The organism is Bacillus sp. FSL K6-2841 (assembly GCF_037976435.1).
In the GTDB taxonomy this organism is placed as follows: domain Bacteria; phylum Bacillota; class Bacilli; order Bacillales; family Bacillaceae; genus Bacillus; species Bacillus pumilus.
This window is the reverse complement of the sequence record NZ_CP150266.1, coordinates 3,116,519-3,141,449: the sequence shown is the minus strand read 5'-3', so window position 1 is coordinate 3,141,449 and position 24,931 is coordinate 3,116,519. Positions and strand designations below refer to the sequence as shown.

27 protein-coding genes are annotated in these 24,931 nt (G+C 39.3%); 24 read left to right on the top strand and 3 right to left on the bottom strand.

Annotated features, from left to right (window positions below):
- Nucleotides 1–29: 29 nt before the first annotated feature.
- Entirely contained in the window at nt 30–1,085 is a 1,056-nt protein-coding gene (locus MHH68_RS16145) for an LCP family protein (protein ID WP_339164092.1), read from the bottom strand.
- Entirely contained in the window at nt 1,070–1,738 is a 669-nt protein-coding gene (locus MHH68_RS16140) for a YigZ family protein (protein WP_339164090.1), read from the bottom strand. The genes MHH68_RS16145 and MHH68_RS16140 overlap by 16 nt, the downstream gene beginning before the upstream one ends.
- A 221-nt stretch (nt 1,739–1,959) precedes the next feature.
- Here MHH68_RS16140 and MHH68_RS16135 point away from each other — a divergent pair, with 221 nt between their 5' ends.
- From MHH68_RS16135 to MHH68_RS16020, 24 genes are all read left to right on the top strand, one after another.
- Nucleotides 1,960–3,135, top strand: a complete 1,176-nt coding sequence (locus tag MHH68_RS16135; protein WP_024719243.1) for a sensor histidine kinase — start codon at nt 1,960–1,962, stop codon at nt 3,133–3,135.
- A 64-nt stretch (nt 3,136–3,199) separates the two neighbouring features.
- Nucleotides 3,200–3,889, top strand: coding sequence for a two-component system response regulator DegU (gene degU, locus MHH68_RS16130; protein ID WP_008348273.1), 690 nt, complete (start codon nt 3,200–3,202; stop codon nt 3,887–3,889).
- A 217-nt stretch (nt 3,890–4,106) separates the two neighbouring features.
- Nucleotides 4,107–4,949: a DegV family protein gene (locus MHH68_RS16125; RefSeq protein WP_058013557.1), complete on the top strand. Its 843-nt coding sequence runs from the start codon at nt 4,107–4,109 to the stop codon at nt 4,947–4,949.
- 119 nt (nt 4,950–5,068) lie between these two features.
- Nucleotides 5,069–6,448, top strand: coding sequence for a DEAD/DEAH box helicase (locus MHH68_RS16120; RefSeq protein WP_339164086.1), 1,380 nt, complete (start codon nt 5,069–5,071; stop codon nt 6,446–6,448).
- 66 nt (nt 6,449–6,514) lie between these two features.
- Complete coding sequence (locus MHH68_RS16115) at nt 6,515–6,808, top strand: competence protein ComFB (protein ID WP_061409760.1); 294 nt, start codon at nt 6,515–6,517, stop codon at nt 6,806–6,808.
- Nucleotides 6,805–7,491: a ComF family protein gene (locus MHH68_RS16110; protein WP_186306801.1), complete on the top strand. Its 687-nt coding sequence runs from the start codon at nt 6,805–6,807 to the stop codon at nt 7,489–7,491. The genes MHH68_RS16115 and MHH68_RS16110 overlap by 4 nt, the downstream gene beginning before the upstream one ends.
- 56 nt (nt 7,492–7,547) lie before the next feature.
- The gene (locus MHH68_RS16105; RefSeq protein ID WP_034660147.1) at nt 7,548–7,967 is read left to right on the top strand and encodes a TIGR03826 family flagellar region protein; all 420 of its coding nucleotides are present in this window, start codon (nt 7,548–7,550) and stop codon (nt 7,965–7,967) included.
- A gap of 79 nt (nt 7,968–8,046) precedes the next feature.
- The gene (gene flgM, locus MHH68_RS16100) at nt 8,047–8,310 is read left to right on the top strand and encodes a flagellar biosynthesis anti-sigma factor FlgM (protein ID WP_339164079.1); all 264 of its coding nucleotides are present in this window, start codon (nt 8,047–8,049) and stop codon (nt 8,308–8,310) included.
- Nucleotides 8,311–8,328: 18 nt separating this feature from the next.
- Complete coding sequence (locus tag MHH68_RS16095) at nt 8,329–8,811, top strand: flagellar protein FlgN (RefSeq protein WP_034660146.1); 483 nt, start codon at nt 8,329–8,331, stop codon at nt 8,809–8,811.
- Between the two features lie 15 nt (nt 8,812–8,826).
- Nucleotides 8,827–10,347, top strand: a complete 1,521-nt coding sequence (flgK, locus tag MHH68_RS16090; RefSeq protein ID WP_339164077.1) for a flagellar hook-associated protein FlgK — start codon at nt 8,827–8,829, stop codon at nt 10,345–10,347.
- A gap of 9 nt (nt 10,348–10,356) precedes the next feature.
- A complete protein-coding gene (gene flgL / locus MHH68_RS16085; protein ID WP_339164074.1) occupies nt 10,357–11,268 on the top strand; it encodes a flagellar hook-associated protein FlgL in 912 nt (303 codons plus the stop codon).
- Between the two features lie 48 nt (nt 11,269–11,316).
- Complete coding sequence (locus MHH68_RS16080; RefSeq protein WP_012011425.1) at nt 11,317–11,895, top strand: DUF6470 family protein; 579 nt, start codon at nt 11,317–11,319, stop codon at nt 11,893–11,895.
- 27 nt (nt 11,896–11,922) lie between these two features.
- On the top strand, nt 11,923–12,357 hold the full coding sequence (gene fliW / locus MHH68_RS16075; RefSeq protein ID WP_339164071.1) for a flagellar assembly protein FliW: 435 nt from the start codon (nt 11,923–11,925) through the stop codon (nt 12,355–12,357).
- Nucleotides 12,351–12,575 (top strand): carbon storage regulator CsrA, encoded by a 225-nt coding sequence (csrA, locus tag MHH68_RS16070; protein ID WP_058013564.1) that lies wholly within the window; start codon nt 12,351–12,353, stop codon nt 12,573–12,575. The genes fliW and csrA overlap by 7 nt, the downstream gene beginning before the upstream one ends.
- A 161-nt stretch (nt 12,576–12,736) precedes the next feature.
- Nucleotides 12,737–13,078, top strand: a complete 342-nt coding sequence (flaG, locus tag MHH68_RS16065) for a flagellar protein FlaG (RefSeq protein WP_339164068.1) — start codon at nt 12,737–12,739, stop codon at nt 13,076–13,078.
- A 20-nt stretch (nt 13,079–13,098) separates the two neighbouring features.
- Nucleotides 13,099–14,613 (top strand): flagellar hook-associated protein 2, encoded by a 1,515-nt coding sequence (locus MHH68_RS16060; protein ID WP_339164066.1) that lies wholly within the window; start codon nt 13,099–13,101, stop codon nt 14,611–14,613.
- A gap of 17 nt (nt 14,614–14,630) precedes the next feature.
- Nucleotides 14,631–15,035 carry a flagellar export chaperone FliS gene (fliS, locus tag MHH68_RS16055; protein WP_058013567.1) on the top strand — a complete coding sequence of 135 codons (405 nt, stop codon included), beginning with the start codon at nt 14,631–14,633 and terminating at the stop codon, nt 15,033–15,035.
- Nucleotides 15,032–15,373 carry a flagella biosynthesis regulatory protein FliT gene (fliT, locus tag MHH68_RS16050; RefSeq protein WP_339164063.1) on the top strand — a complete coding sequence of 114 codons (342 nt, stop codon included), beginning with the start codon at nt 15,032–15,034 and terminating at the stop codon, nt 15,371–15,373. The genes fliS and fliT overlap by 4 nt, the downstream gene beginning before the upstream one ends.
- A gap of 13 nt (nt 15,374–15,386) precedes the next feature.
- A complete protein-coding gene (locus tag MHH68_RS16045; protein WP_058013569.1) occupies nt 15,387–15,767 on the top strand; it encodes a hypothetical protein in 381 nt (126 codons plus the stop codon).
- Between the two features lie 32 nt (nt 15,768–15,799).
- Nucleotides 15,800–17,485: a methyl-accepting chemotaxis protein gene (locus MHH68_RS16040; protein ID WP_339164060.1), complete on the top strand. Its 1,686-nt coding sequence runs from the start codon at nt 15,800–15,802 to the stop codon at nt 17,483–17,485.
- A 189-nt stretch (nt 17,486–17,674) separates the two neighbouring features.
- Nucleotides 17,675–18,238, top strand: coding sequence for a ribosome-associated translation inhibitor RaiA (gene raiA / locus MHH68_RS16035; protein WP_003213481.1), 564 nt, complete (start codon nt 17,675–17,677; stop codon nt 18,236–18,238).
- A gap of 186 nt (nt 18,239–18,424) precedes the next feature.
- Nucleotides 18,425–20,950 carry a preprotein translocase subunit SecA gene (gene secA, locus MHH68_RS16030; RefSeq protein WP_012011417.1) on the top strand — a complete coding sequence of 842 codons (2,526 nt, stop codon included), beginning with the start codon at nt 18,425–18,427 and terminating at the stop codon, nt 20,948–20,950.
- A 67-nt stretch (nt 20,951–21,017) separates the two neighbouring features.
- Nucleotides 21,018–22,119 (top strand): peptide chain release factor 2 gene (gene prfB / locus MHH68_RS16025; protein WP_126741946.1). Its coding sequence is split into 2 segments (ribosomal slippage): nt 21,018–21,089 and nt 21,091–22,119, totalling 1,101 coding nucleotides; the frame shifts between segments, so codons are not numbered across the junction.
- Between the two features lie 124 nt (nt 22,120–22,243).
- A complete protein-coding gene (locus tag MHH68_RS16020) occupies nt 22,244–24,037 on the top strand; it encodes a M3 family oligoendopeptidase (RefSeq protein ID WP_058013573.1) in 1,794 nt (597 codons plus the stop codon).
- Between the two features lie 16 nt (nt 24,038–24,053).
- On the opposite strand, the gene MHH68_RS16015 is transcribed toward MHH68_RS16020, so the two are convergent.
- Nucleotides 24,054–24,788, bottom strand: a complete 735-nt coding sequence (locus MHH68_RS16015; RefSeq protein ID WP_339164056.1) for an alpha/beta fold hydrolase — start codon at nt 24,786–24,788, stop codon at nt 24,054–24,056.
- Nucleotides 24,789–24,931 lie beyond the last annotated feature (143 nt).

Sequence of the window (24,931 nt, the reverse complement as noted above, 5' to 3'; positions counted from 1 at the left end):
CAGCCCGTTCCTAGGAACTGGGCTGTTTTTTATTGGCCTGTTGTGCTGGAAGGATTAGTTGTATCACTTGATCCTGTTTCAGTCGAAGATTCAGCAGGAAGCTTTAAATGCGTCCGTAATTCATTTTGTACGTTAGCTAGATTGGTTTGATCTGGCTCAAAGTAATACGTTCGATTTGGTCCTAAATAAAGATCTGACCCTTTAATAGAAAGTGTTTCTGTGTCGTCTCCCTTAAACCCGCCGTAGATTTGCTGAAGCGCTAGACCTTCTGTGATACGGAAGTTGGTTGAAATGTGATCACTGACTTCTTTGGCGATATTATCGACGTTCGCAATGTTATTTGGCTTCGACATTTGATCAATCATTGCACGTAAAATTTGTTTCTGACGATCATTACGTCCAAAATCACCGCGTGGATCTTGTTTTCTCATCCGTGCGTAAGCAAGTGCTTCTTCCCCGTTTAAATGCATATTGCCTTTTTTGAAATAAATCTTTTTCGATTTTTTCACATCACTTTTTTCATTGAAGTCAAATGGAACATCGATATCAATTCCACCGACTTCATCAATGACATCCTTGAATCCGTCAAAATCAACGGTCGCATATTTATCAATCGGAATATTCAAGAATTGTTCGACAGTTTCGATCGTTTCGTCTTTACCGCCTTTAGCATATGCTGCATTGATCTTTTCTTTACTTCCTGTCGTGTCACTTGCAAGCTGTACGCGTGTGTCACGAGGGATACTAACCATTTTCATCGTTTTGTCTTGAGGGTTAATTGTTGCGACAATAAGTGAATCTGAACGGCCATGATCACCATCTGTGGCATAATCCTCAATTCCGACAAATAGCACAGAGAAGGGCTTCTTTTTAATATCAATGACCGCATCTCGAAGCTTCGATTTCTCTCCGCGGTCTAGTTCATCATATGTTTTGTCAGCGGCTTGAAGTGTATTGACTATTTTATAGACTGCAAATCCGCCCATGCAGATGATAAGAAGCAAAAATAAGACCAGGATACGTTTGAAAACTCTCTTCTTCTTACTCTTTTTCTTTCGTACACGCACTTTTACTCGTTGTGCCATTCATCTGTCTCCTTTATCGGACCAATGTCCTTTTCTAAATAAATCAGTTTGCCTTCTTTTGTAACACTTTTTCCATTTGTCAGCTCAGTCATCCATTCGATGAACTGCTCTGTTTGTGTTTCTTCTACATACGTCTCAAAAATAACATCTTCTGTATAATGAATTTCTTTTAGCTGAAAAGATGAGGCTCTAAGCTCATTCTCTACCTTTCCAAGCCATGTATAATCTATTGTTGTGTGCATCGTACGCATTAAACAGCGCTCTACCATTCCAACATGGTTGATGGCTTCTGATACAGATTTTCCGTAGGCACGAATCAAACCACCGGCGCCTAGCTTAATACCGCCGAAATAACGAGTGACTACTACGACTGTATCTTTCAGCTTCCGTTTTTTTAACACTTCAAGCATTGGCACACCTGCTGTACCACTTGGTTCACCATCATCATTCGCTTTTTGAATCAGGTCATGTTCTCCAATGAGATAGGCAGAACAATTATGTGTGGCATTCCAATGTTGTTTTTTAATGGATTGTATAAATGCTTGTGCTTCTTCTTCTGAGACAGCACGCTGTATATGACAAATAAAACGTGATTTTTCAATGACGATCTCATGCTCGCCACGGCTTTTTACTGTAAGATAGCGATTCAGCAAAAGACATACCCTCCTGAAAAGCAAATTGTAAGACTAGAGAAAATTTGCATTGGTTTTAGAATTTTACAGCGTATTTTGTTATGATGATAGGGGTAGAAAAAGGGTCGTCATAAAAACTTCATGATTTATACGCATTCTTTCATTATAATTCGACATAAAATGCAGATCAATGACATTTATAATAAAAAAAGATGACATCACTGTTACGGGAGGGAAAAGCCATGACAACACCTAAAATGGATCCGAAATTATTGGATTCAATCATCATGAAAATGCTAAGTACAGTTGATGGCAGCAAGGACGAAGTATTTAGGATAGGCGAACAGTCCCGTCAACAATATGAAAGCCTTGTAGAAGAGTTGAAGCAAATCAAACAGCAAGTAAACGAAGTAATTGATTTTGGGGATAAACTAGAAGTCCATACGAGACATGCTAGAAATCGTTTATCTGAGGTCAGCAGAAACTTCAACAAATTTAGCGAAGAAGAAATACGGGAGGCCTACGAAAAAGCACATAATCTGCAAGTGGAACTCACCATGATCCAGCAGCGCGAAAAGCAGCTGAGAGAAAGAAGAGACGATCTGGAAAGACGATTGTTAAGCCTGCAAGACGTCATTGAACGCTCTGAAACGCTTGTGAGCCAGATCACAGTGGTTCTCAACTATCTCAACCAGGACTTACGCCAAGTTGGCGTGTTACTTGAAGATGCTCAAGCAAAACAAGATTTTGGACTTAGAATTATTGAAGCCCAAGAAGAAGAACGTAAAAGGGTATCCCGTGAAATTCATGACGGTCCGGCCCAGATGCTGGCAAACGTGATGATGCGCTCTGAATTAATTGAACGGATTTTCAGAGATCGTGGGACAGAAGAAGGCTTTAAAGAAATTAGAAGTCTCAGACAGAATGTGCGAAATGCTCTGTACGAAGTGAGAAGAATCATTTATGATTTAAGACCAATGGCTTTAGATGATTTGGGTCTCATTCCGACGCTAAGAAAATATTTAAACACAATCGAAGAGTATGATGGAAAAACCAAGATCACGTTCCAATGCCTAGGGGATACAGAAAATGAAAGAATTGCTTCTCAATTCGAAGTGGCACTGTTTAGACTAGCCCAAGAAGCTGTCACAAATTCATTGAAGCATTCCGAAGCTGAAGAAATCTCTGTAAAAGTAGAAGTGACGAAAGACTTTGTCACGTTAATTATCAAAGACGATGGAAAAGGCTTTGATATGAAAGATGTGAAAACAAACAAAAACAAATCCTTCGGTTTACTTGGCATGAAAGAACGCGTAGACTTACTTGAAGGTAAAATGACCATAGACTCAAAAATAGGTCTAGGGACATTCATCATGATTCGCGTGCCATTAACATTGCAAAATAAAATTGTAAAATAGAGACAAAAGACATATTGACCATAAAGTTCAGGTGTAGAACAATAAACATGGGGAGGCGTAGCTTGTGACTAAAGTAAATATTGTAATTATTGATGATCACCAATTATTCCGTGAAGGTGTCAAACGGATTTTAGATTTTGAACCTACTTTTGAAGTAGTTGCAGAAGGAGACGACGGTGACGAAGCTGCACGTATCGTAGAACACTATCATCCGGATGTTGTCATTATGGACATTAATATGCCGAATGTAAATGGTGTAGAGGCTACAAAGCAGCTAGTTGAGCTTTATCCCGAATCAAAAGTCATTATTCTATCTATTCATGACGATGAAAACTATGTGACACATGCATTAAAAACAGGAGCAAGAGGTTACCTGTTAAAAGAAATGGATGCAGACACGCTCATTGAAGCAGTGAAAGTCGTAGCTGACGGAGGATCTTATTTACATCCGAAAGTTACTCATAACTTAGTAAATGAATTCCGGCGCCTAGCGACTAGCGGCGTTTCAGCACATCCGCAGCATGAAGTATATCCTGAAATTCGGAGACCACTTCATATCTTAACGAGACGTGAGTGCGAAGTACTTCAAATGTTAGCTGACGGAAAGAGCAATAGAGGAATTGGTGAGTCGCTCTTTATTAGTGAGAAAACAGTCAAAAACCACGTGAGTAACATTTTACAAAAAATGAATGTAAACGACCGTACACAAGCTGTTGTTGTAGCAATTAAGAACGGCTGGGTAGAAATGAGATAATATTCCGGACAAGTACTCCTTTTTCGCCTGTTTTTGATTCTCTCACATGTTAATTGGAGAGAAATGATAGGTAGATAAGGAGTCTTTTTCGGATATAACGGGCTTGCCTATTGATTAGGCAGGCTTTTTTGATTACTATTATAAATCTAATGAAACACAATGAATATTCTTTAAAAATAAAAAAGAGCAACTTAACGGATAAGGAAGGTATTTAAGAATGAAAATAGCCGTTGTAACAGACAGTACTGCTTATATACCACAAGAGCTGCGTGATAAACATCATATTCATATGATCCCTCTTAATGTCATTTTTGGCAACGAATCATACCGTGAAGAAATAGAAATGGATTGGAAGACATATTATGAAGAAGTCAAAAAGCATAAAGACCTTCCAACCACCTCTCAGCCTGCTTTCGGTGAACTAATAGAATTATATGAAAAACTAAGTGAAACATACGATGCCGTGATTAGTATTCACCTTTCTAGCGGAATTAGTGGAACATATAATAGTGCAGCCTCAGCAAATGACCTAGTTGACGGAATTGATATTTATCCGTTTGATACAGAAACTAGCTGTATGGCGCAAGGTTTTTATGTGATAGAAGCTGCTGAAAAAATCCAAGCTGGTGCTTCTCTAGAAGAAGTGTTAGCCCATCTCAATTACCTGAAAGAGCATCAGAGAGCTTATTTTATGGTAGACGATTTAACTCATTTACAAAGAGGCGGCAGATTAAATGGTGCTCAGGCTTTTATTGGGAGCCTCTTAAAGGTAAAGCCTATACTGCATTTTGACAACAAGCTAATTGTCCCTTTTGAGAAGATTCGTACACGGAAAAAAGCCATTTCACGTATGTTTGAATTATTTGACGAAGATGCATCACGCGGTGTCCCGATGAGAGCAACAGTGATACATGGTAATAGAGAAGAAGAAGTAGACGATTTAATTGCGCACTTATCAGAAAAATATCCTCATGTTGAATTTTATAAAAGCTATTTTGGTGCTGTAATCGGCACTCATCTAGGCGAAGGCTCCTTAGCTCTTGGCTGGGTGATGAGATAAATCCTAAAAACCCCTTTTCTCTTAGAAAAGGGGTTTTGTTTTTCTTTTTTAGCTATTGGACGAAAGATCATGTCTTTGCGCATAATAGGCAAACATCAGTTGAAAGGTGTTTGTTGAAATTGAACATGGACAAAGCAATGGAACTAGGGCAGCACCTGCAGTCACGCCACTTGCTTACTGCTGAAACAAGATGCTCGCAGTCTGATTTGAATTGGTTGGAGGAGAAAGGGTTAGTTATGCGAACACCTGCTATTGAGAGGAAAGCAAATGGTCTAATTTGCTGCAGATGTGGTGTATCAAAAAATTGGTACTTTGCCCACTCTCCGTGTGACAAGTGTCAAAAAGATTGTGTGTACTGTAGATCATGCATCATGATGGGGAAAACAAAGGAATGTGGCTTTCTTTATGAATGGACGGGTCCACAAAGGGAAGAACCATGTCACACGGAATTAACATGGCAGGGAAACCTGTCTAAAGGACAAAAAAGAGCATCAGAAAAATTGATCAAAGCGATAAAAAGCAAATCTGATTTACTCATCTGGGCAGTTTGCGGGGCAGGGAAAACAGAGGTGCTTTTTCACGGAATAGAATATGCCTTACATCAAGGAATGAGTGTCTGCATTGCGACACCTAGAACTGATGTTGTCCTTGAACTAGAGCCGCGGCTTAAGAAAGCATTTCAAGGACTGAACATAGCTGTTCTTTATGGAGGAAGTCCTCAAAGGTTCCAAATAGCACCGCTAGTCATTGCTACAACTCACCAGTTGATGAGATATAAACATGCATTTGATGTGCTCATTATTGATGAAGTGGACGCCTTTCCTTATTCAATTGATGAACGTCTCCAATTTGCTGTTTTAAAGGCAATGAGAAAGAAAGGGGTTAGGGTTTATTTAAGTGCGACGCCGTCTAAGAAAATGATAAAAGATGTATTTCGTGGACAACTAGAAGCCATTAAAATTCCTCTGCGCTTTCACCAACAACCTTTACCCGTCCCATCCTTTCATTGGGTTGGAAATTGGAAGAAGAAATTAAAGAAGAATCAGCTCCCATCTAAAGTAATGAATTGGATGCAGAATCATATTACAAAAAAGAGAAGGACTTTATTTTTTGTTCCTTCTATTTCTACTATGAAGAAGGTAACGAAGGTTCTTAGAAAGCATCACTTAAATGTAGAAGGGGTGTCTGCTGAAGATCCAGACAGGAAACAAAAGGTCCAGCAATTCAGAGATGATAAATACGATGTACTAGTTACAACCACAATTCTAGAAAGAGGCGTAACGATTCCAAATGTACAAGTGGGGGTACTAGGTGCAGAATCTACTATCTTTACAGAAAGTGCACTTGTTCAGATTTCTGGTAGAGCAGGTAGACATCCTGATTTTTTTAAAGGAGATGTTTTCTTTTTTCATTTTGGTTTAACGAGAAATATGAAACAAGCAAAGAAGCATATTGTAAAAATGAATGATACAGCTGAAAAAGAGTTCTCTGAAAAATAATGTGGGTTCAACTAAATTTCATGGTACATTTATATTCACAATACACAAATGGCAGGAGAGACAATTATGCTACTCAATGCAAAAGAAACACTTCTCAAGGAAATCCTCTATCAATATCTCAACCAATTAAACATGATTTGTCACTGTGAAAAGTGTATAGAAGATGTATTAGCGATTTCACTGAATCAAGTGAAACCTCAATATATAACAGACATCGATAAAATATCTTACAGTAAATCGGAGATGGTAGACAAACAGAAGAATACGGCCATGCTGGTCATCCTGACAGAAGCCGCTTCAAAGGTCTCCACATTTCCAAGATGCGAACATCGTCTGCCAATGAATAAGGATAACAATTGATCTGCCTAATTTGTGAGGGGCATTTTGTCGCTTCTTTTACATGGAAATCATTACTTCTATTAAATGATGATCGTCTATGTATAGCATGTAAGCATCGCCTAGAAAAAATTCAACGCCCGATTTGTCCAGCCTGTGGGAGAGCGCAGTCGAATGATCAATTATGTCAAGACTGTTCCAGGTGGAAAGAACGCCTTGATTCTACTACAGTACTTGTGAAAAATAGGTCTGTCTATGCTTACAACGATTTGATGAAAGATGTCCTTTCCCGCTTTAAATTTCGAGGTGATACAGCATTAGCTGAGCTTTTTAAACAAGATGTCCAAGCGATATTTAAGCGTTCCTTTTCAATTAAAGAACCTGTACTAATCCCGATTCCTTTAAGTAAAGAAAGACTAAATGAAAGAGGGTTTAATCAGTCCGTTATACTTGCTTCCTTGATTGGTCAGCCGATCCAGCAGCCTCTTGTGAAAATACATCAAAGCAAACAGTCCAAGAAAAAGAAAAATGAACGTTTAGATCAAAAAGGAATGTTTCAAATCAATCAGACAGATGTGATCGTTCAAAGGGATGTTATCTTAATTGACGATATTTATACAACAGGGGCCACCATTTATGATGCGGCGAGAATTTTAAAAGAAGCAGGTGCCAAAAGTGTTTCCTCATTTACGTTGATCCGTAGTTAAAATTCAGGATAATTAACCGATAATAAGAAGAGAAAATAACGTAAGGGGTTTTGGTTATGAATCAATTGGCAAACTGTCCACAATGTAATCAGCTGTTTTTAAAAACGACCATCCAAACGGTTTGTAACAAATGCTTTGAAGAAGAAGAACGTTCTTTTGATATCGTTTATAAATTCTTGCGAAAGCAAAGTAATAGACAATCAACCATTGCTGAAATAGTAGATGCAACAGAAGTTGATGAAGAATTAATCTTGAAATTTATCCGTTTGAAAAGACTTCAAATTAGCCAATTTCCGAATATCAACTATCCTTGTGAAAGATGTGGCCAACCGATCAGAAAAAACAAGCTCTGCAGCCAATGTGAACAGGACATTCATTCGCAAATGAGTCAAATGAACCAAGAAGAAGAGCGTAAAAGGGAGATTGAATCTAGGAAAAAAGACACCTATTATGCCATTAATCCTAAAAACGATTGATTCCCTAAACTAAGTTGCAGTTTGGTCGATAAAATGGATAGAATCAAGACAGACTGTAACGGAAAGCGAGAGGAATCCCGTGAAAATTAATCGATATGGAACACAGCCAGTAAATCCTTACAAGAAAACATATGAGAAAGAAACGTTGCAATCAAATCAAGCAAAATCAACTGATAAAGTCGAAATTTCTAAAAAGGCAATCGAAATGCAAAAGGTGCCGAATATCATGAAAGAACGCCAAGATAAAATAGACCAAATTAAAAAAAGCATTGAAGCCGGAACATATCAAGTAGATACAAAGGGCATTGCTGATAAAATGCTGAATTTTTATAAACAACAATAACAAAAGGGAGTAGCGTGAATGTCAGTTAAAATAATCATTGAAGAGCTGCATCGTCTCTATGGATTGCATGAACAGCTTTTGAAGCTGTCGAAGGATAAAACAGAAATGCTGAAAAGCAATGAGATTGATGCTCTTTCAGAGGTTCTGAATTTAGAACAAAAATATATTCAGGCCATTTCTCAATTAGAAGAAAAACGAATTGAAGCGACAGTTCAATTTTTACAAAGTGATGAACCGCCAACCATCACCGCGTGTATCGAAAAGGCTGAAGGTTCGGATCAAGAAGAGCTCATTTCGTTATATGACAAATTAAATGACATCATGGTGGAACTGAAAGATGTAAATGAACTGAACAAACAGCTCATTCAGCAGTCGCTTCAATTTATTTCACTGACATTCGATCTCGTTAACCCTAATAAAGAGAATATGAATTACGGACAAAATGGTCTTGAGAGTTCAAAGCCTAAACAGCAGAGGGCTTTGTTTGATTCAAAGGCGTAAACAAGGAGGATACCAATGGGTTCTACATTCATGGGACTAGAAACGGCAAAAAGAGGAATCACAGCCCAGCGTGCAGGGCTTTATGTCACATCAAACAACGTCTCCAATGCAAATACGGATGGCTACTCAAGACAAAGAGTTACCTTTAAAGCAGATAATCCTTATCCAGTCATTTCAGTTTATGACGGCAAGACGTATGGCCAAATGGGGACAGGTGTTCAAGTTGGAACCGTTGAAAGAATTCGAGACAGCTTTTTAGATTTGCAATTCAGAGATCATAACAATAATTTGTCTTACTACTCAACAAAATCTGACGCCCTTTCACAAATGGAGGGAGTTATGAATGATTTGACGGATGAAGGCTTAAATAGAGCCTTTGATAACCTTTGGAAATCATTACAGGTCCTATCCGAAACAAAAAATGCCGATACAGCGTCTGCGCGTACAGTTGTTAAAACAAGTGCACAGGCTTTAGTAGATCAATTCCGTCTACTTAATTCTTCTTTAACAACGATACAAAAGAATTTAAAAACAGAACTCGATTCAACAGCCAAAAATGTGAACACGATTTTATCTCAAATAGATGAAGTGAATAAACAGATTGCAGCAGTTGAGCCAAACGGATATCTTCCAAATGATCTATATGATACGCGTGATGCGTTGATAGATCAATTATCTTCACTTGTTGATATTAAAGTGAGCTATAATCCATCTGGCGGGAATGCACTCAAAATTGCAGAAGGAACTGTCAACATCGACATTATCGGTGCAAATGGACAATCTGCTGGAACGATTTTGAATGGCATTACGAACGAAAAATCTGAACTGCAAATCTCCTATGATAATACAACGGGACTTGTTAACTCACTTCAATTCGGAACAACAACCATTGCAGCAGATCAGCTTCAAGTGAATGGTAAAGTAAAAGCACTTGTTGAGGCTTATGGCTACATGTCAAATGGCGCTGAAAAAGGCATGTATCCAGATATGCTTGCAGAGCTGGATGAAGTAGCACAAGTATTTATGGATACATTTAACGATGTGCATAAGCAGGGGTACACGTTAAATGGCACAAGTGGACAAGACTTCTTTGATATTGAGAATAACAATGAATTGAATAAAGGCTTAGCTGCTCGTATCAAAGTGAGTGATGTCATTTTAGCATCAACAGATAATATTGCAGCATCTCTCAATCAAACACAAGGTGACGGTTCGAATGCTACTAAATTAGCAAATATACAAGACTTAAAGTTACCAATCGGTGGCAATACAACAACGATCCAGGATTACTACCAAAATGTCATTGCTGAGATGGGGATTCAAGGGAAAAAGAACATGACGCTAGAAAGCAGTTCAGCCGCTCTTGTCAATTCAGCCAATGAACGTAGAATGTCCACGAGTGCTGTTTCCATTGATGAAGAAATGACGAATATGATCCAATTTCAGCATGCGTATAATGCAGCTGCGAGAGTTGTGACATTACAAGATGAAATATTGGATAAAGTAATAAACGGCATGGGTGTCGTAGGAAGGTAGGTATAACTGATGCGAGTCACACAAGGTATGATTTCTCAAAACTCACTTCGTAATATTAGTAAAAGTTATGAAAAACTTTCTAAAATAAATGAGCAGGCACAAACAGGGAGACGTTTCACAAAAACGTCTGATGATCCTGTTGCAGCAGTAAAAAGCCTTCAATATAGCACAGCAATGTTTCGAAATGAACAATATCAAAAAAACCTAAATGAAGCACAGAACTGGATTGATACATCTGAAACAAGTGTCACTGAAATCATTGATATTATGTCAAATGTACGAGATAAAGTGCTTGATGCGGCTAATGGAACAAAGCAGCCAGAAGATTTAGCAGCTATCGGAGTGGAAATTGGTCAAATGAAGAAACAAATCATTGACGCGATGAACACTCAGATGTTAGGTAAATTCGTATTTAATGGTACGAATACAAATGTCAAACCAGTTGTTGAGAACGCAGATGGTACGTTTACGTTTAACTTTGAAAACTATACAGATGCAAATTCAGTTAAGTCGAACATTTCTGATGGTATCACTTTAAATGTGAACTCAAATCCAATTTCAGCGTTTGGTGGACAGTCTGCCAACGGTCAAAACGTCATTGAAATGCTGACGGATTTAGAAAACTCATTGAAAAATGGAACGTTCGCAAATTCTGATGATGCGTTAGGAAGTATCGATCAGTTTAAAGAAGTGATGAGTGCTGAGCGCTCGGACTTAGGAGCCCGTTCAAATCGTGTTGACTTAGTAGGCAGCCGTTTGACTTCACAATTCCAAGTGCTGAAAGATGCTAAATCCGATAATGAAGATGTAGAAAGTGAAAAAGCGATTCTTGATCTTCTTCAACAAGAGACTGTGAATAGAGCAGCTTTAGCAACGACGGCTAAAGTTATTCAGCCATCCCTAGTCGATTTCTTAAGATAATAAAAAGCATCCGTTGGGTGCTTTTTTGCTTCATGGAGGTGTACCAATATGCAAATCCCTAGATTGTTAATGCAACAAACCTATGCAAAGCTGCAAATGTCGACAACTCCATCCCGGCAAGAAGTAGAGCAGCCCAGAGCGGACCTTGAAATTCAGCAGCCCAAAGCTGTTATGAATATCAAAAGGACACCGTCAAAATTAACTATAGATCAAACCGAGGCATTTGCCGATATGGATATCAAGTCGATTTTTAGACGTTCTGAGGAATGGGCAGCTGAAGGGAAACGTGCTGTTGGAGAAGGAATGGGCAGAAGAGCGGAAGAAGGTAGTGAGCTCATCAAGATTGAGAATGGTGGGAATGCAATTGCTGAGTTTGCCAAAATCAATGGCGCTCCTCCAGCCAAACAATTCACCATTGGTGTGATCCCTTCATTCTTTAGTGTGAAAATTCACTATCAGCCATCTGAGCTTCAAATTGATGTGGAGCCTCAAAAAGCTATCATAGAGGCAACGCCTCATAAACCAATCGTTAACTACCAGCCAGGTAAGGTCAATATCGATATGTTACAATACCCAGATTTAAAAATAGAAGTTGACGAAACGGGCCAAAATGGTGATAAGGTATAGTTAAGAAAAAGAAAAAGGTCGTGAATTATGATCATTCAAACAAAATACCATGGTGAAGTGACAATCAAAGAGGAGCAAATTATCAACTTCTCTAATGGAATACCAGGATTTCTGGATCAAAAACAGTTTGTCATTTTACCTTTATCAGACGAGTCTCCATTTTTAGTTCTTCAATCATTGAAAAACGCAGAGTTAGGCTTTATTGTCAGCAGTCCGTTTTTATTTTTCAATCAATATGAATTCGATCTAGACCAAACGGTCGTAGATATTCTAGAAGTAGAAGATGCGAATGAAGTGGAAGTCATGGTGATCTTAACAATGGAATCTTCTATTGAAAAAACGACAGCCAATTTAAGAGCGCCTATTATTGTGAACCGCAAAAACATGAAAGCCAAGCAGGTGATTTTGCATGATTCAGCCTATCATACAAAACATTTGTTAGAGGTGGCATCCTCATGTTAGTTCTATCTCGTAAATTAAACCAGTCGATTCAAATAGGCGATGATATTGAAGTTAAGATTATTTCAATCGAAGGTGATCAAGTGAAAATCGGGATTGAAGCTCCTAAGCACATTGATATTCACAGGAAAGAAGTGTACCTGTCTATTCAAGAAGAGAACAGTCGTGCTGCGAGTTTATCTTTAGATCTCCTCTCTCAATTATCCTCACAAAAAAAGTGAGGATTTTTTTATCGCATTCAGTTGTCCTTCTCCGTGTGAAAGCGTATCAATACAGATGTTCATGATCTATAGGAAACTTTAACAAATCGGTCCATCTATATTTAATTTGCAAATTCAAAGCCGATATAAAAGATAGATTAAAGCACAGGAGCTGAATAACTATGTCTGTTGGTAAATTGACATCGCTAGAGCCAATTATTGATGCATTTCAAACCCGTGTTTCTAATAAACAGAATGACAATGTAAACTCTGACTCACAAGCAAATGGCAAGGTCGTTTCAGAAGAAGAAATTGAAAAAACGCTTCAAGGGGCAAACAAGCTCATTGAGCCTACGCAATTTCATCTGCAATTTGAATTACATGAAAAACTCAATGAATATTATGTCAAAGTCGTAGATAACCAAACAGAAGAAGTCATTAGAGAGATTCCTTCCAAGGAATGGCTTGATTTCTATGCGGCGATGACAGAAATTGTCGGTTTATTTGTAGATAAAAGAATGTAATTGAAGGGAGAACATAAACAATGGTTAATCGAATTACGGGATTCTCGAATGTATTTGATATTGATGAAATCGTATCAAAACTCATGAAAACAGAACAAGCACCACTTGATAAAATGACACGCCAGAAACAAACACTTGAATGGCAAAGAGACAGTTATCGTGAGGTCAATTCAAAGGTCAAAGAATTAGATGATCTCATTTCCAAACTAAATTTAACATATCCAAGTACTTATGGCGCAAAAAAGGTCACAAGCTCAAACGAATCTGCTGTCACAGCAACCGGATCAACAAATGCTACCTCTGGCTCGATTAATGTGACCCAACTAGCGACAGCTTCTGTATTCAAATCTTCTGGTGCATCTGGATTTACTGCTGCAAACGGTACATTTACGTTTGAGGTGACGACACCAGATTCTACGACACCCAAAACAGTGACCATTAATACTACTGATACAGATACCCTTGATTCAATCATGTCAAAATTGAACAACTCCCAACTAGGTGTCACGGCTTATAAAGGCCAAATTTTTGATGGAACAAACTACGTGGATACGATTGCTCTGACTTCACGTACGACTGGTGAAGGTGTCAGTATTAAGGCTACGGATGGCAATTCTGCATCATTTTTAACGCAATTAGGATTCCAAGTGGATGGAGATAACAAATTAGTTGCGACCACTCAAGGGCAGAAAGCGCAATATGAAATTAATGGTCTCAAAATGGAAAATAACAATAATACATTCACGCAGGCTGGTATTACGTACGAGCTAAAAGGAACAACAGATAAGCCTGTCAGCTTAAACGTTTCAACAGATGTCGATACAATCTTTGATAAAATTAAACAATTTGTTGATAAATACAATGAACTTGTTGAGCAGGTCAATGGCAAAGTCAATGAAAAAAGAAATAGGGACTATCATCCTTTAACAGCAGAAGAGAAAAAAGCAATGTCTGACAAAGAAGTGGAGCTATGGGAAACGACAGCGAAGTCTGGCTTGCTGAGAAGTGATTCCATTTTACGAGGTGGTGCCTCTAAAATAAGAAGTGATTTTTATGCTGATATTACGACAAGTGATGCAAATAAAATTCATATCACACAAATCGGAATTACCACTTCAAATAAATATAAAGATGGCGGGAAGCTTGAAATTAATGAAGAAAAATTAAGAAAAGCCATTGAAGAAGATCCGCAGAAGATCAGTCAAATGTTTATCTCAGGTTCATTAAACGTGGATTCTAAAGACAAAGACAAAGCGCAGCAGCAATATAATGAACAAGGAATCATTCATCGTGTCAAAAATTCCTTATCAGCCTTCACGAAGAGCATCCAAACAAAGGCTGGCAGCACAACAATGGAATTAAAGGAATACGGACTGGGTAAGGACCTTGATTCTTTAACAAAACGAATGGATACATTCCAAGACCGTTTGAAACTTGTTGAAGCCCGTTACTACAAAAAGTTTAACGCCATGGATAGCGCGATTCAAAAGCTAAACAACCAATCTGGCTATCTTTCTCAACTGCTTGGACAATAATTGGAGGTTTATAACATATGGCAATTCAGAACCCTTATGCCGCCTATCAGAAAAATTCTATTGAGACTGCAACACCTGCCGAGTTGACGCTTATGCTTTATGAAGGCTGCTTAAAGTTCATTAGACTAGCGAAGTATGCCATTCAAAAAGAGGATGCAGAAACGAGAAATGTGAACCTGAAAAAGGCTCAAAACATCATTCAAGAATTAAATGTCACCTTAAATCGTTCTTATGACGTATCAAAGAGTATGGCAAGTATGTACGATTACATTTATCGCAGACTGATTGAAGCCAATCTTCAAAATGACGAAGAGATGTTGAATGAAGTAGAGCAATACGTAACTGATTTTCGTGATGCGTGGAAGGAAGTTATTCAAACCGATCGAAAAGGGCGCCACCACTCTATTGGAGGATCTCTATGAGTATTGTGGATCAGCTGCATGACCAAACATTAAAAATGGCAGCCGAAATAACGTCAAATCCGCAAAGTGACACCTTAGTTGAAGACTTTGATGCCTTTTTAATTGAGAGAGACGAATTAATGAGAGAGATTCAGCATGAGCTGACAGAGCAAGAAAAAGAAAAAATCAAAGAAATTATCCAAACAGATCAACAGATGGCAAAGCAATTAACTGTGATCCAAAATGGAATCAAAGCGGATATTCAAGCCATTCAAAAAAAGAAAACGAAACAGCTGAATTATCAAAATCCGTACCAGTCCATGACAAGTGACGGCGTATACTACGATAAACGGAAATAAATAGGTGAGATCTGTGGCGTATCGTTCAGATGACTATATTTTATTAACCACATATTATGAACTTCTATTTACGATAGAAGAGAGTCTAAAATATTTAGATGAAATTGAGAAGGATTTTGCTAAAACTGAAGGGGATCGGATCTTTAATGATCTGATCCATGCCTTCTTTCATTTAGAGACAACTCATCCCCTTCTGCTTTCAATTATAGAAAATGAGCACTTTGCCAAAACGATTCGTTCGTTTGATCAAATTTTTTTAAGTTTTGATATACTAGCTTTCTATACATTCCCTTCAATACACTTCCAATCATTCCTTACATCATATTTTATACCTGAATATAGAAAGTGGATGGATGAAATACATGCCTGTATGAGGCCGTATGTCATTCATTAATTTTTGTTCAATTCAGACTTTCGGAGGAAATTATGAGACTAAAAAATCAATTTTTATTTGGGCTTATTGTCATATGTGTATTGTTTGTCAGTATTTTAGGATTCTCAAGCTTTATCTATTACAAAACAGATCAATCCTACAAGACGCTTCTCAATAAAGAAGTGAAGCTTTATCAGATCTCACTGGAATTAGAGGCGCTTTTGCAAAAACAGGAAGCACAAATCAAAACCTATGTTGTCGTGCAAGATGCTGAAAATTTACAGAAAATTGAGCAAACATATGAAGAGATTAATAAGAAAACAACGGAAGCTGCAAACATGAGCACTGTCAAACAAGCAAAAAATCTATTAGATCAAATCTCAGAAAAGAATTATCTCTACTACACCTCAACGAACCGACTATTTAATTCATTGAATATGCAAAATCAAAAAGAATTCAACACACGCCTCAATCAAGAATTACAACCTATCGAACAAGAAATACATACCTTTACAAAAGAATTTGCTCAAACCCAGTTAAAGCAGCGTGACCAAAAAATCAATCAGCTCAACCAAGACAGTAGTCAATTACTATTCACTCTCATTCTAGTTAGTGCGGTTATTATTGTTGGCTTTTTGTTGATTGGGACAAGATTCGTTTATCGTATGACAAAGCCGATTGTGTCTGTCACAAATGCTGCAAGAAGGATGGCAGATGGTGACCTTACACTTGAAGAGATTGAAGTGACCTCTAAAAATGAGATTGGGCAGCTCGGTACTGCTTTTAATCAAATGACAAAGCATTTGCGTCAGCTCATTTTACAGGTGCAACAAGGATCAAGACAATTAGCTGATTCTGCTGCTCAGTTTGAGGAAACGATTCATCAAACCATATCAGCCAGTGAGCAGACATCTAGCTCGATTGAACAGGTTAGTGAAGCTTCACGTGAACAATCAGAGGCGGTCGGAAAAGTAGCTTCTGCCATTCAAGAAGTCTCGACTGGTATGCAAAATGCAGCTGAGCACACATCCGATGTTTCGGGTCACTCAATTTCAGTGACTGAAAAGGCTGAAGAGGGTGCAGCGCTTATTCAGCAATTCGTAAAACAAATGAGCTCTATCAAAGCGTCTGTGAACGAGCACCATTCCACAATGGCTCATGTACAAGCCCAGTTTACTGGCATTGAAGATTTGTTAAGTCATATCCATGCAATCGCTGATCAAACGAATTTGCTTGCTTTAAATGCTGCTATTGAAGCGTCAAGAGCGGGAGAGAATGGGAGAGGCTTTGCGGTAGTAGCAGATGAAGTGAGGAAACTGGCGGAAGAATCTAGTCAGCTGACAGATCAAATTAGTCAATTGCTCGGGAACGTGAACAAAGATACTGAAAAATCATCACATACGATGACAAAGGTTGAGCAGGATGTAGCAGAAGGTGTGAAAGTATCGCAATTGTCAGAACAGAGTTTTCATGAAATCCTGGAATCTATTCGTGATATTTCGATGAAAGCAGAGGAACTTTCAGCCACTGCTGAGGAGATTTCAGCTAGTACAGAGGAAATATCCCAGACGGTTGGGGTCATTGAAGAAGGAGCCAAACGCAATTCAGAAGAGACGGAGTACATGTCTGCGGCTGTTGAAGAATCATTGGCAGCAAATGAAGAAATGAAAGCAGCGGCAGAAGACTTAAAAACCTTATCTCAATCGCTGAAAACATCAATATCATCTTTCACCATTTAAATGTGTGCTGGTCTTTTTCAAGAATGAGCCGAATATATATTCATCACCTATCAAGCAACAGTTGAAGCACCGCAAAATTCGACAAATTTCAATAAATATTCACATTTTTTTTACGTTTGAGCAGGAGAAAAGGAGGGAAAAGTAGAAATAGGTTTACATATCCTTAATTTTAAAGGAGGCGTTCTTTACATGAATTACAATGTCAGAGGAGAAAACATCGATGTAACACCTGCACTAAGAGATCATGTCGAGAAAAAAATTGGAAAGCTGGAGCGTTATTTTGAGACAGACGTAGATGCTTCAGTCAACGTGAACTTGAAGTTTTACAATGATCAAGAATCTAAAGTTGAGGTTACCATTCCAATGACTGATCTAGCACTTCGAGCTGAGGTGCATAATGAAGATATGTACAATGCAGTAGACCTAGCAGCCAGTAAATTAGAACGTCAAATTCGAAAGCACAAAACAAAAGTAAACCGTAAATTCCGCGAGCAAGGTGCCAAAAAGCACTTATTTGCTGGAGGAAATGGGACGGCTGATGTAGCTGTTCAAGATGACGAAGAAATTGATGAAACAGAAATCGTCAGACAAAAACGTTTCAATTTAAAACCGATGGATAGCGAAGAGGCCATTCTTCAAATGAACATGTTAGGTCATAGTTTCTTCGTCTTCACAAATGCTGAGACAAATTTGACCAATGTGGTCTATCGCCGAAATGATGGAAAATATGGACTCATTGAGCCAAACGCTTAATCTGATCTAAAAATAACCTAAAAAAAGTAAACCCGTTCCCTCTATGAGGGGCGGGTTTTTTGTGCGAAATCATTGCAAATTCTTTGGAAATGAAGGAAGGTATGGTATGATAAATGCAGGTAAATATGGACCTGTCAATCTTTTGGACATGCCGAAAAATTGCATGAAATAGAGGAGCGTTATTATATGCTTGGAATCTTAAACAAAGTGTTTGATCCTACGAAACGTACGATCAGCAAATATGAAAAAAAAGCAAATGAAATTGAAGCTCTCGCTCAAGATTTCGAGAAATTATCTGACGAGGCTTTACGAAATAAAACGATCGAATTTAAAGAAAAACTTGAAAAAGGACAATCCGTGGATGACCTGTTGGTTGAAGCATTTGCAACGGTTCGCGAGGCATCACGCCGCGTGACAGGAATGTTCCCATTTAAGGTGCAGCTCATGGGGGGGATCGCGCTTCATGAAGGCAACATCTCTGAGATGAAAACAGGTGAAGGTAAAACGTTGACTTCAACAATGCCTGTTTATTTAAATGCTCTTTCTGGAAAAGGCGTCCACATTGTGACAGTCAACGAATATTTGGCAAGTCGTGATGCAGAGGAAATGGGCAAGATTTTTGAATTTCTTGGCTTAACGGTTGGCTTAAACTTAAACAGCTTAGACAAAGATGAAAAAAGAGAAGCGTATGCCGCTGATATTACGTATTCCACAAACAACGAACTTGGCTTTGACTATTTACGGGATAACATGGTTCTTTACAAAGAGCAAATGGTTCAAAGACCGCTTCATTATGCCGTGATTGATGAGGTTGACTCCATCTTAATTGATGAAGCGAGAACACCTCTTATTATTTCTGGACAAGCTGCGAAATCTACAAAGCTTTACGTACAAGCGAATGCATTTGTTCGTACACTAAAAATTGAAGATGATTTCACATACGATATTAAAACAAAAAGTGTTCAGCTGACAGAAAGCGGAATGACGAAAGCAGAAAAAGCATTCGGCATCGAAAACTTATTCGATGTAAAACATGTCGCACTGAACCATCACATCGCCCAGGCGCTAAAGGCACATGTTGCGATGCAAAAAGATGTGGATTATGTCGTTGAAGAAGGTCAAGTCGTTATTGTCGACTCTTTCACAGGACGTCTCATGAAAGGACGCCGTTATAGTGAAGGTCTGCATCAAGCCATTGAGGCAAAAGAAGGTCTCGAAGTGCAGAACGAAAGTATGACCCTTGCAACGATTACGTTCCAGAACTACTTCCGCATGTATGAAAAGCTTTCTGGTATGACCGGTACAGCGAAAACGGAAGAAGAAGAATTCCGTAACATTTACAACATGCAGGTTGTGACAATCCCGACCAATCAACCAGTGGTTCGTGATGACAGACCTGATTTAATTTACCGCACAATGGAAGGTAAATTTAAAGCAGTGGCTGAAGATGTTGCGCAGCGCTATATGACAGGGCAGCCAGTGCTTGTCGGAACAGTAGCGGTTGAGACGTCTGAGCTTATTTCTAAGCTGCTTAAAAATAAAGGGATTCCTCATCAAGTGTTAAATGCGAAAAACCATGAGCGTGAGGCACAAATTATTGAAGAGGCTGGTCAAAAGGGTGCCGTCACCATTGCAACCAACATGGCAGGACGTGGTACGGACATCAAGCTTGGCGAAGGCGTCAAAGAGCTTGGCGGTCTAGCTGTAATTGGGACAGAGCGTCATGAATCACGACGTATTGATAACCAGCTGCGTGGACGTTCTGGTCGTCAAGGAGACCCAGGGATTACCCAATTCTATCTCTCTATGGAAGATGAATTGATGCGCCGATTTGGTGCAGAGCGCACGATGGCAATGCTTGACCGCTTTGGCATGGATGACACTACACCTATCCAAAGTAAAATGGTGTCTAAAGCCGTTGAATCATCTCAAAAACGCGTTGAGGGGAACAACTTTGATTCACGTAAACAGCTTCTGCAATATGACGATGTACTTCGTCAGCAGCGTGAAGTGATTTACAAGCAGCGCTTTGAAGTCATTGATTCTGATAACTTAAAATCGATTGTGATCAATATGATTCAGTCTTCAATTGAGCGCGCTGTTGGTTCTTATACGCCGAAAGAAGAGCTTCCTGAAGAATGGAAACTAGATGGGCTTGTTGAATTAATCAACACGAACTATTTAGATGAAGGAGCCATTTCGGTTAAGGACATTTACGGTAAAGAAGCAGATGAAATCACCTCCTTTATTATGGATCGTATTAAAGAAAAATACGATGCAAAAGAAGAAACATATGGCGATGAACAAATGCGAGAATTTGAAAAAGTCATCGTTCTTCGTGCGGTGGATTCAAAGTGGATGGATCATATCGATGCAATGGATCAACTGCGTCAAGGGATTCATTTACGTGCGTATGCACAAACAAATCCGCTTCGTGAGTATCAAATGGAAGGATTTGCGATGTTTGAGCATATGGTCGCTTCAATCGAAGATGATGTGGCCAAATATGTCTTGAAATCAGAAATCCAAAACAACTTAGAACGCGAAGAAGTCGTTCAAGGTCAAACAACAGCTCATCAGCCTCAAGAGGGTGATGAGGAGAAGACAGTGAAAAAGAAGCCGGTACGTAAAGTCGTCGACATTGGTCGAAACTCACCATGTCACTGCGGAAGCGGCAAGAAATATAAAAATTGTCATGGGAAGACAGAATAAGTAATAGAAAGAGGTGAAAACCTCTTTCTATTCATGTCAGCCCCCATACATCTATGAGGTGAAGGATATGGAATTAGTAGAAATTAGACAAGAGCTTGAAAATATGGCTAGCAGGCTAGCTGATTTTAGGGGGTCTCTTTGACCTCGAAACAAAAGAAGCCAAAATTGCAGAACTCGAAGCGACAATGTCAGAGGCTGATTTTTGGAATGATCAGCAAAAGGCACAAGGCGTCATCAATGAAGCCAATGCACTAAAGGATAATGTGAATTCATACCATGAGCTCAGTGAATCTCATGAAGAGCTGCAAATGACACATGACCTATTAAAGGAAGATTATGACGAGGAGCTTCATGTAGAGCTTGAGAAAGAGCTGAAGAATTTAACCAAGCAATTTAACGAGTTTGAACTGCAGCTTCTCTTAAGTGAACCATATGATAAAAACAATGCCATCCTCGAGCTTCACCCAGGCGCAGGCGGTACTGAATCACAGGACTGGGGTTCTATGCTTCTGAGAATGTATACTCGATGGGCAGAGCGCAGAGGCTTTAAGGTTGAAACACTCGATTATCTTCCTGGTGATGAAGCAGGAATTAAGTCTGTGACATTGCTCATCAAAGGGCATAACGCATACGGGTACTTAAAAGCAGAAAAAGGCGTCCATCGTTTGGTTCGTATTTCTCCTTTTGATTCATCTGGCCGCAGGCATACGTCTTTCGTTTCCTGTGATGTCATGCCTGAGTTCAATGAAGAAATCGATATTGATATTCGAACAGAAGATATCAAAGTAGATACGTATCGTGCAAGCGGCGCCGGTGGACAGCACGTCAATACGACTGACTCTGCCGTTCGTATTACACACATTCCAACCAATGTCGTGGTGACATGCCAAACAGAAAGATCACAAATCAAAAACAGAGATCGTGCGATGAAAATGCTGAAATCGAAACTTTATCAAAGACGGATCGAAGAACAGCAGGCTGAATTGGATGAAATTAGAGGAGAGCAGAAAGAAATTGGCTGGGGAAGCCAAATTCGCTCTTATGTATTCCATCCGTATTCTCTTGTGAAAGACCATCGAACCAATACGGAGATGGGAAATGTTCAAGCGGTCATGGATGGAGATTTAGATTCATTTATCGACGCTTACTTACGTTCGAAATTATCATAAAAACTCGGCTTCTTGCCGGGTTTTTTTTATTGTGAGAAAATATAATGAATATAAAGGAATACATACGCCATACTGACTCTATATCCTTTGTATGATGAAATTAGCAAATAAAGGGGGAAATATTTTGGGATTAACACGATTACAAGAGACGTGGGATTTAGATGCCTTTTTTAAAGGAGGCAGCTCTTCACCAGAATTTAAAACATACTTGCAACACATTGAGCAGCTATTAGATGAATTACGACAAAAGGTCGATGCCTTTTCAAATGAAGATACACACATTGAAAATAGGTTAACGTCTGTCCTTGACACGTATGAAACCACATATAAAAAACTGTCTCAAGCAGGTTCATTTGTATCCTGTCTTCAATCGCAAAATACAAAGGATATGAAAGCTGGTAGTCTTCGAAGTACGATTGCTAAGCTGGAAGCTGATTTAGGTACCATTCTTGCGCTGTTTGATCAGGCGCTCGCGGCCATCTCTCCTGGAAAATGGGAAGATCTCATGAATTCAGAGGCCTTTTCAGATGTTCGCTACATATTAAATGAACGCAGAGAGCGCGTGAAGGATCAATTGCCTGTTGAGCAAGAAACATTGATTCAAAAGCTAGCCGTAGATGGCTACCATGCGTGGGATGAGCTTTATTCTAGCTTGGTAAATAAGATTACGATTCCGTTTGAACAACATGGTGAAACGCAGATGATCTCTGTTGGCCAAGCGGAAAATGCGATGGATGATTCAGACCGTGAAGTCAGAAAGGCTGTTTACCATAACCTAGAGCATGCATGGACGCAGGACGAACATCTATTTGCAAGCACGCTCAATCATCTGGCAGGTTTTCGTTTGCAAGTATATGAAGCAAGAGGCTGGGATCATATTTTAAAAGAGCCGCTTGATATTTGCCGGATGAAACAAGAAACCCTTGATGCTATGTGGTCTGTGATTGATGAACATAAACAGCCATTCATTGATTACTTACATCGAAAGGCTGACATGCTTGGAGTGGATAAGCTAAGCTGGTTTGATGTTGGGGCTCCTATTGGCAGTGAGACCAAGATCTATCCGTACCAGGAAGCAGCTGCTTTTATTGTGAAACATTTCGCTGGCTTTGGAGAAGAGCTTGCTGCCTTTACAGAAAAGGCCTTTAATGAGCGCTGGGTAGAAGCTGAGGATCGCCCGAACAAACGAGTAGGCGGTTTTTGTACAAATTTCCCTGACAGCGGAGAGTCACGCATTTTTATGACCTTCTCAGGCAGTCCATCCAATGTGGCGACACTTGCGCATGAGCTTGGTCATTCGTTCCATCAGGAAGTGATGCAGGATGTTCGTATTCTTAATCGCAAATATGCGATGAATGTAGCTGAAACGGCGTCGACATTCGCAGAAATGATTGTGGCTGATGCTTCTTTAAAAGAAGCGGCAAATGAAGAGGAGCGCCTCAGCTTGTTAGAGGATAAGCTGCAGCGGAGTGTCGCATTTTTCATGAACATTCAATCTCGTTTCTTGTTTGAACAGCGCTTTTATGAAGAGCGTAAACAAGGAGAAGTGCCGGCGGACCGGTTGAATGAGCTGATGGTAGAAGCGCAGAAAGAAGCCTTTGGCGACTCATTAGATGAATACCATCCGCATTTCTGGGCGTCTAAGCTGCATTTCCATATCACTGGTGTACCGTTTTATAATTTCCCATACACATTTGGCTACATGTTCTCACTAGGGATTTATGCAAAAGCCTTGCAGGCTGGTACTTCATTTGAAGAAAAGTACATTGCATTACTAAAGGACACAGCTTCAATGACAGTAGAAGATTTGGCCTTTAAGCACTTAGGTGTCGATCTTACCCAAAAAGACTTTTGGGAGGAAGCCATTAGCCTCGCTGTAGCAGACGCTGAAGAGTTTTTAGAAGCGACGAAAAAGTAAAAATGAAAAGCTCCCATTACGGGAGCTTTTTTGCTGGTTTTAGCCATTCAAGCATCGTTTGAATGATCTCCTTTTGCTGTGTGAGGACTTGAATGTCCGCTGGCTGATCACCTTTTTGTTTACCGTACATGCCAAACTGAGCATGGTTCCCGCCTTTTATTTCATGATAAACAGTTTGAGACGGCAGGTTTGTTTTCGACTTCATGATTTTCTCTTGTGTCGCAAGTCCATCCTTTTCACCTGATATAGAGAGGATATTCAAGGACGATGATTCCAGCTCATCTGATGCTGGATAAGATGCAAGGAAAAAAAGACCGTCGAGCTTGCGCTGATTTTTTTCTGCAAACATAGCGGCAGCTGTTCCACCAAGTGAATGTCCGCCAATATACCAGTGTTTGATCGTTTGATGATCTTTCATGATATCTTGTGCTTTATTTGTATGAAAAATTGCAAACGAAAATGGCATGTCAGGGATAAAGACTGAATAGCCTTTTTTCATCAATTCATTCCCGATATAGGCGTACCAAAGTGGTTCTACCTTTGCTCCTGGGTAGAGAATGATGCCTGTATCGCTTTTTGTTGATGCAAATGTATATACGTCGTTTTTATGTTCTACTTGCTCGATGTTTACTTGCTTTTTTAATGCGGCAGATGGTCCGTATGTAAAGCGGCTCCATGTATAGAAAGCACCAAAAGCCAAAATGATCAGTGCAAGTAATGTAATGCCTGTGATCTTCAGTATTTTCTTCATCGCATGTCCCTTCTTTCTCATGTACATATTAAATATACCATCATTTGCTCCTATACCAAACGGCAAGTACGCTGGTCCGTTTGTGTGATAAAGTATTAATCCATTAGCACTGCATTTGGCTGTTATTTACATTCGTAATAGGA